At 61.1% G+C, this 6,718-nt stretch carries 6 protein-coding genes; 3 read left to right on the top strand and 3 right to left on the bottom strand.

The window, feature by feature from the left end:
* Positions 1–131 (top strand): IS3 family transposase (locus tag CER19_RS24610; protein ID WP_133298363.1); only part of this gene is annotated, 131 nt, incomplete at its 5' end.
* A 263-nt stretch (positions 132–394) separates the two neighbouring features.
* Here CER19_RS24610 and CER19_RS24600 read toward each other — a convergent pair.
* A complete protein-coding gene (locus CER19_RS24600; protein ID WP_116668310.1) occupies positions 395–865 on the bottom strand; it encodes an Lrp/AsnC family transcriptional regulator in 471 nt (156 codons plus the stop codon).
* 123 nt (positions 866–988) lie between these two features.
* Here CER19_RS24600 and CER19_RS24595 point away from each other — a divergent pair, with 123 nt between their 5' ends.
* Together CER19_RS24595 and CER19_RS24590 are read left to right on the top strand one after the other, a co-directional pair.
* Positions 989–2,233 carry a methionine gamma-lyase gene (locus tag CER19_RS24595; protein ID WP_116668309.1) on the top strand — a complete coding sequence of 415 codons (1,245 nt, stop codon included), beginning with the start codon at positions 989–991 and terminating at the stop codon, positions 2,231–2,233.
* A gap of 229 nt (positions 2,234–2,462) precedes the next feature.
* The gene (locus CER19_RS24590) at positions 2,463–3,134 is read left to right on the top strand and encodes a helix-turn-helix transcriptional regulator (RefSeq protein ID WP_178088128.1); all 672 of its coding nucleotides are present in this window, start codon (positions 2,463–2,465) and stop codon (positions 3,132–3,134) included.
* Positions 3,135–3,280: 146 nt separating this feature from the next.
* On the opposite strand, the gene CER19_RS24580 is transcribed toward CER19_RS24590, so the two are convergent.
* Together CER19_RS24580 and macA are read right to left on the bottom strand one after the other, a co-directional pair.
* Positions 3,281–5,239 carry a MacB family efflux pump subunit gene (locus tag CER19_RS24580; protein ID WP_116668306.1) on the bottom strand — a complete coding sequence of 653 codons (1,959 nt, stop codon included), beginning with the start codon at positions 5,237–5,239 and terminating at the stop codon, positions 3,281–3,283.
* A 3-nt stretch (positions 5,240–5,242) separates the two neighbouring features.
* Entirely contained in the window at positions 5,243–6,394 is a 1,152-nt protein-coding gene (macA, locus tag CER19_RS24575; protein ID WP_116668305.1) for a macrolide transporter subunit MacA, read from the bottom strand.
* Positions 6,395–6,718 lie beyond the last annotated feature (324 nt).

The following is a 6,718-nucleotide window of genomic DNA, read 5'->3' as shown; positions in this document are numbered from 1 at the left end:
CATTTGAGAGTGTGGAGCAACTGGCATCAGGCTTAGAGGATTACATCACCTACTACAACCAAGACCGCATAAGCCTCAGACTGAATGGCTTGAGTCCGGTACAGTTTCGGACCCAGGCACTAAATCAATAGCGTCTCCTGTCCAACTTTTGGGGGGCAGTTCACGTAAGGGCGGAACCCTAGGTGGCCGTTACCGCAGGAATGGATATGTACTCGGTATAACTGCGTCGGCTGTCAGGCGCCTTCGCAGGCAAGCCAGCTCCCACAATTTGATCGCGGGGCGTCAGGTAGATAGGTGTCGGCTGGCAGGCCGCCATCGCAGCCAAGCCAGCTCCCACAGTTGGATCGCAGGGCGTCAGGTGCATACGCATCGGCTCGCGCCGTAAGCCCCCCCGTCAACCCGGCAGTGGAATCACCCGCAACGGCCGCACCGACTTGTATGAAAAACTCGAATAGATCTCCTTGACGCAGGGCAACGTCTGCAAAACCTCCCGGGCAAACTCGCCAAACGACTCCAGGTCTTTGGCCACCACTTCCAGCAAAAAATCATAGCGCCCCGAAACGTTATGGCACGCCACAATCTCCGGAATCGCCAACAGCCGCAGCTCGAACGCCCGGGCGACTTCCTGAGTGTGGCTCTCCATCATGATGCTGACAAACGCGGTCACCCCATAGCCCAGCGCCTTGGGCGAGAGGATCGCCTGGTAGCCACTGATCACCCCGCTCTCCTCCAGGGTGCGCACCCGGCGCCAGCACGGTGAGGTGGTGAGGGCCACCCGCTCGGCCAACTCGGCCACGGTCAGGCGGGCGTTGCCTTGCAGCGCGTTTAAAAGGGCTTTGTCCGTACGGTCCAGCTTGATGGGCATAACGTGCCTCTAATCATTATTTTTATCGATGTTTGATCCACAAACGCGGGTTTTTCCAGGCTTTTATGCAAAGTTCATCTGTGGTTATGAGCATAGCATTGTAGGAAATAAGGAGCGCCCGACATGCACACTAAACACACCAGCTTCGGCTTTTGCACCCGTGCCATTCACCATGGCTATGACCCTGTTGACCATCACGGCGCCCTCGTTCCACCCATCTACTTGTCTGCCACCTTCGCCTTCCCCACCGTCGAATACGGCGCCGCCTGCTTTGCCGGCGAAGCCAGCGGCCACTTCTATACACGTATTTCCAACCCCACCCTGGCCCTGCTGGAGTCACGCATGGCCAGCCTGGAAAACGGCGAGGCCGCCGTAGCATTCAGCTCCGGCATGGGCGCGATTGCCGCAACGTTCTGGACCCTGTTGCGCCCGGGCGACGAGATCATCGTCAGCCAGACCCTCTATGGCTGTACCTTCGCCCTGTTGCACCATGGCCTCGGCGAATTCGGTATCAAGGTGCGGCATGTCGACCTGACCGACCTCACCGCCCTGCAAGCAGCCCTCTCCCCCGCCACCCGCATGCTCTACTGCGAGACCCCGGCCAACCCCAACCTGCGCCTGATCGACATCGCCGCCGTGGCCGAGTTGGCCCATCAACAGCCGAATGTCACCGTGGTGGTCGATAACACTTATTGCACGCCCTACCTGCAACGCCCCCTGGAACTGGGTGCCGATGTGGTGGTGCACTCGGCCACCAAATACCTCAGCGGCCACGGCGACATCACCGCGGGCATCGCCGTGAGCAACCAAACCCTGGCGCAGCGTATTCGCCTGCAAGGGCTCAAGGACCTGACCGGCGCGGTGATGTCACCCCAGGACGCATCGTTGTTGATGCGCGGCCTCAAGACCCTGGCCCTGCGCATGGACCGCCATTGCAGCAACGCCCAGGCGGTGGCCGAGGCGTTGCAGGCGCACCCGGCCGTGCAGTGGGTGACCTACCCCGGTCTGCGTTCTTTCCCACAGTACGAACTGGCAAACCGGCAAATGAAACTGCCTGGCGGCATGATTGCCTTTGAACTCAAGGGTGGCATCGAAACCGGCCAGCGCTTCATGAACGCGCTGCAACTGTTCACCCGTGCGGTCAGCCTGGGGGATGCCGAATCACTGGCCCAACACCCGGCGAGCATGACCCACTCCACCTACACCCCCGAGCAACTTGCGCAGCACGGTATCAGCGAGGGCCTGGTGCGTTTGTCGGTGGGGCTTGAAGACGTGACCGACCTGCTGGCGGATATCCAACAGGCCCTGGCCAAGTGCAGCGGTGCCAACCTGCGGCCAGCCGCGACAGCGGCTTATGCGATGAAATAGCGCCTCAAGCCGTGCGTTTTGCGGTGCCTGGGCGGCGGTCGGAAGGATCCGACTGCCGTTCTACTTGTTTAATGCTTTTTTTCGCAGATTGGATCCCCCTCCTTTAGCCAGCCTGTACTAGCATGTCAGCGGCGGGACGCATTATCACTGCAGGTTATTCACATTTGTTACCTTCTTAACCCCCGTCGCTATAAGGCCGAATACCTGCACGAAACTCATGGACGAATTGATGAACTCACCCCTGTTCCCACAGATAGGCAAGGTCATCGCCAGCACCGGCAGCCGCCATTTCCCACGTATGCTGCATGACCTGATCCTCACCCAACTGGCAGTGGACGCCACCCATATCACCCAATTGCACGTCAGCCGCGAAGGCCTTGGCCGCCGCAAGATCAGCCCGGTGTACACCGATTCGGCGGCGGCCCTGGGCAGCGAGCCACTTGCCGCCCAATTGCACCTCACGCGCCGCAAGGACGATGTGCGCTACGTACTGTCGGTGTACCGTTCGCACCCCTGCGACAGTTTTTCTGCGCAGGAACGCAGCATGCTCCAGGACTTCTCCACGCTGTTGCTGCCCATGGTGGAAAAACACATCACCGCGCTGCAGCCATCGCTCCCAGACAGCCCGTGCGCAGTGCCTCAACACCAGGGCATCGACACCTTGCGCCGACGCATCCAGGAGCGCCTGGTGCAATCGGGGCTGACCCTGTCCAACCGTGAACTGGAAGTGTGCGTGGGCCTGCTGGCCGGGCGCACCGCGCCGGAGTTGGCCGAGCAACTGGCGTTGAAGGTCAACACCATCGAGAGCTACCTCAAGCGTGCGGCGATCAAGTTGGGGATCAGCGGGCGACATTCGTTGTTGCGGTGGATGTACTCGACCGAGTCCGACACCGCCCTATAAGATCGTTCCCACGCTCCGCGTGGGAACGGATCCCGTGACGCTCTGCGTCACCGTGGACGCAGAGCGTCCATGGCGGCATTCCCACGCAGAGCGTGGGAACGATCATTACAATCCCATGTGGGAGCTGGCTTGCCAGCTCCCACAGATCAGTCCCGGGCCAGTGCCTCTATCGGGTCCAACCGCGCCGCATTCCGCGCCGGTACAAAACCAAACACAATGCCGATCAACGTCGAACAGGCGAACGCGGTAATGATCGAGCCCACCGAAAACACCATCTCCCATTCCTTCACAAACAGCGAAAACAGGTAGCCGATAGCGTAGGACAACGAGATCCCGATGATCCCGCCGATCAGGCATACCATCACCGCCTCCACCAGAAACTGCTGGCGAATATCCGATTGCCGCGCCCCCACCGCCATGCGAATCCCGATTTCACGGGTGCGCTCGGTGACCGACACCAGCATGATATTCATCACGCCAATACCGCCCACCAGCAAAGAAATCACCGCGATCAACGACAGCAACAGTGCGAGGGAGCGGCTGGTTTTCTGCACCGTCTGCATGATGCTGTCGAGGTTGTTGGTGAAAAAATCCTTGGTGCCGTGGCGTTGCAGCATGAGCTTATTGACGTTGTCCTCCACCACCTTGCTCGGCTGGCCGTCCTTGATGCGCACGGTGATGCTGTCCAGATGACGCTGGCCCAGCAGACGGCCCGCCGCGGTTTCGTACGGCACCCACACGTTCAGGGCCTTGCTGGCGGCGAACATGTTTTTATTGTCCGCCGTCACCCCGATCACCGTGCACGGCAGGTTGCCTATCAGGATCACCTGGCCCAGCGGGTCGATGTTCGGTCCGAACAGGCGCTGGCGGGTGTTGTGGTCGAGCACCACCACCTGGGCCCGGCGTCGAGCATCGCTTTCGCTGAAGGCAATGCCGGCTTCAAGCTTGAGGCCCTTGACCTTGAAGTAGCGATCGCTGACGCCATTGACCTGGGCATCCAGGTCGATATTGCCGTAGCGCAACAACAGGTTGCGCCCCACCACCGGCGTGGCGCTGTCGACGTAATATAGCTGGTTCAAGGCCTCCACATCCGAGGGCATCAGGGTCTCGATGGCCGAGGCGCGGCTGTCGCCAAAACTGGTGCCGGAAAAGATATCGATGGTGTTGCTGCCAATGGCCTGGATGTCCTTGAGCACATAGCGCTTGGCGCCTTCGCCAATGGCCGAGATCGACACCACCGAGGTGATGCCGATGACAATCCCAAGCATGGTCAGCAGGGTGCGCATGCGGTGGGAGATCAGCGCCACCCACGCCATGTTGAACGCTTCCTTGAACAACCCCAGGCTCGCCACCAGGCGCCGCGCACCACTGCGGCGGGGCTCGACCGGCGCCTCGGCGGGCAACTCCAGGCCGACACTGTCGTTGGCCTTGTCACTGATGATCTCGCCATCACACACCTCGACAATGCGCTGGGCGTTCGCCGCGACCTTGGGGTCGTGGGTGACGATAATTACCGTATGCCCCGCCGCGTGCAGCTCGGCGAGGATGCGCATCACCTCCTTGCCGCTGTGGGTGTCGAGGGCGCCGGTGGGTTCGTCGGCCAGGATCACTTCACCGCCATTCATCAAGGCCCGCGCGATACTCACCCGCTGCTGTTGCCCGCCGGACAGCTGGCTGGGCCGGTGGCTGGTGTGGCCCGACAGGCCCAGGCGTGCCAGCAGTTCCCCGGCGCGGCTATGGCGCTGGCTTTGCGGGGTGCCGGCGTAGATCGCCGGCATTTCCACGTTGTGCAAAGCGCTCAGGTGCGCGAGCAAATGGTAGCGCTGGAAGATAAACCCGAAGTAATCGCGCCGAAGCTCCGCCAGTTGCTCATCGCCCAGGGAGCGGGTTTCGATGCCATTGATCTTGTAGCTGCCGGCAGTGGCGTAATCCAGGCCGCCGAGGATGTTCATCAGGGTTGATTTACCCGAACCGGAGGCGCCGATAATCGCCAGCATTTCCCCGGTATGGATGGTCAGGTCGATGCCCTTGAGCGCAATGAATTCGCGCTCGCCGGCCATGAAGCTGCGGGTGATGCCCTTGAGTTCCAACAGAGGCTGGGTCATGACTCAGCTCCCCGCCACGGCAGGCGTGGCGTCGCCGATCACCACGGTGTCGCCCTCGGCCAGGCCGTCCAGGATCTGCACCTTGACGTTGTTATTGATACCAGTCTTCACCGTGCGGGCCACCGCCTTGCCCTTGGCATCCAGCACCCGCACTTCGTAGCGACCATCGGCATTGCGCACGCCCAACGCCGCCACGGGCACCATCAGCGCGGCCTGGGCGGTGTCGAGCACAATGCGCACCTGGGCGGTCATGGCGATGCGCAGGCGGTGGTCGGGGGTGGGCACGTCGAACAACGCATTGTAAAACACCGCAGTGTTTTGCTTCGGCGTGCCGGCGGTCTGGGTTTCAAGGAAGTTCTGCGGCGCCGGCTCAGTGCCGCGCAGTTTGGCGTAATAGCGTTTGTCTGCCTCGCCGAGGATGGTGAAGTACACCTGCTGGCCGGGGCTGATATGAATCACATCCGCTTCCGACACTTGGGCTTTGACAGTCATGGTGTCCAGGTCTGCCAGCTTGAGCAGCACGGGCGCCAACTGGCTGGCGATCACGGTCTGGCCTTCCTGGGTGACAATGCCCACCACGTCGCCGTCGATGGGCGCGTTGATGCGGGTATAGGCCAGGTTGACCTTGGCGGTATCGATCTGGATGTGCGCGCTTTTGATCTGCGCGTCCAGGGACAGCAGGTTGGCCTGCTGCACCTGGTAGGTCGATTCGGCGTCTTCGAAATCCTGGCGCGACACCGACTCGTCGGCCTGCAAGCCTTTGTAGCGCTCATACACAGACTTGGCCTGCTTGAGTTGCGCGGCTGTCGCGCGGCGTTGGGCCTGGAGGTTTTCTTCATCGACCTGGGCTTTGCGCAGGGTGTTCTGCAGGATCAAGGGGTCGATTTCAGCCAGCCATTGGCCCTTCTTTACCTTGTCGCCGACTTTGACTTTCAGCGACTTGAGCTGGCCAGAGACCTGGGCGCCGACGTCGACTTGTTTGACGCCTTCGAGCAGGCCGGTGGCCAATACCGCGTTTTCGATATCGCCGCGTTCGGCGGTAGCGGTGAGGTATTTGGGGGCGTCGGCGGGGGCGTTTACGGTGTAGATGATCAGGCCTATTGCGACGGCCGCTATAGCCAGAATGCCGATTTTGCGGAATTTAGACGTTTGCATGGTTGGCTTCTTGATTGAGTACAAATGCGTGGCTAGGGAGCTTGTTGTGGGAGCTGGCTTGCCTGCGATGGCGGCCTGACAGCCGACCAGGATGTTGGATCTGACCGCGTACATATCCGTTATTCAGGTAACGGCCACTTAGGGTTCCGCTCTTACAGCGGCTCACTTTTGAAAAGCGCAAAAGTAAGCAAAACGCTCTTGCCCCACCACTCGGCACCTCGCCCAGGCTCGGTGTGCCCGTAATCCGCCAGTGATTTGGGGGGCCGCCGCCACGCGCCATCCATGGCGCGGGGCGGCTAAACCGGCATCCCTGCCGGTTTACCC

Source organism: Pseudomonas sp. GL93, from assembly GCF_003408955.1.
Taxonomy (GTDB): Bacteria; Pseudomonadota; Gammaproteobacteria; order Pseudomonadales; family Pseudomonadaceae; genus Aquipseudomonas; species Aquipseudomonas paracarnis.
This window is presented reverse-complemented; position numbering and strand designations above follow the sequence as displayed.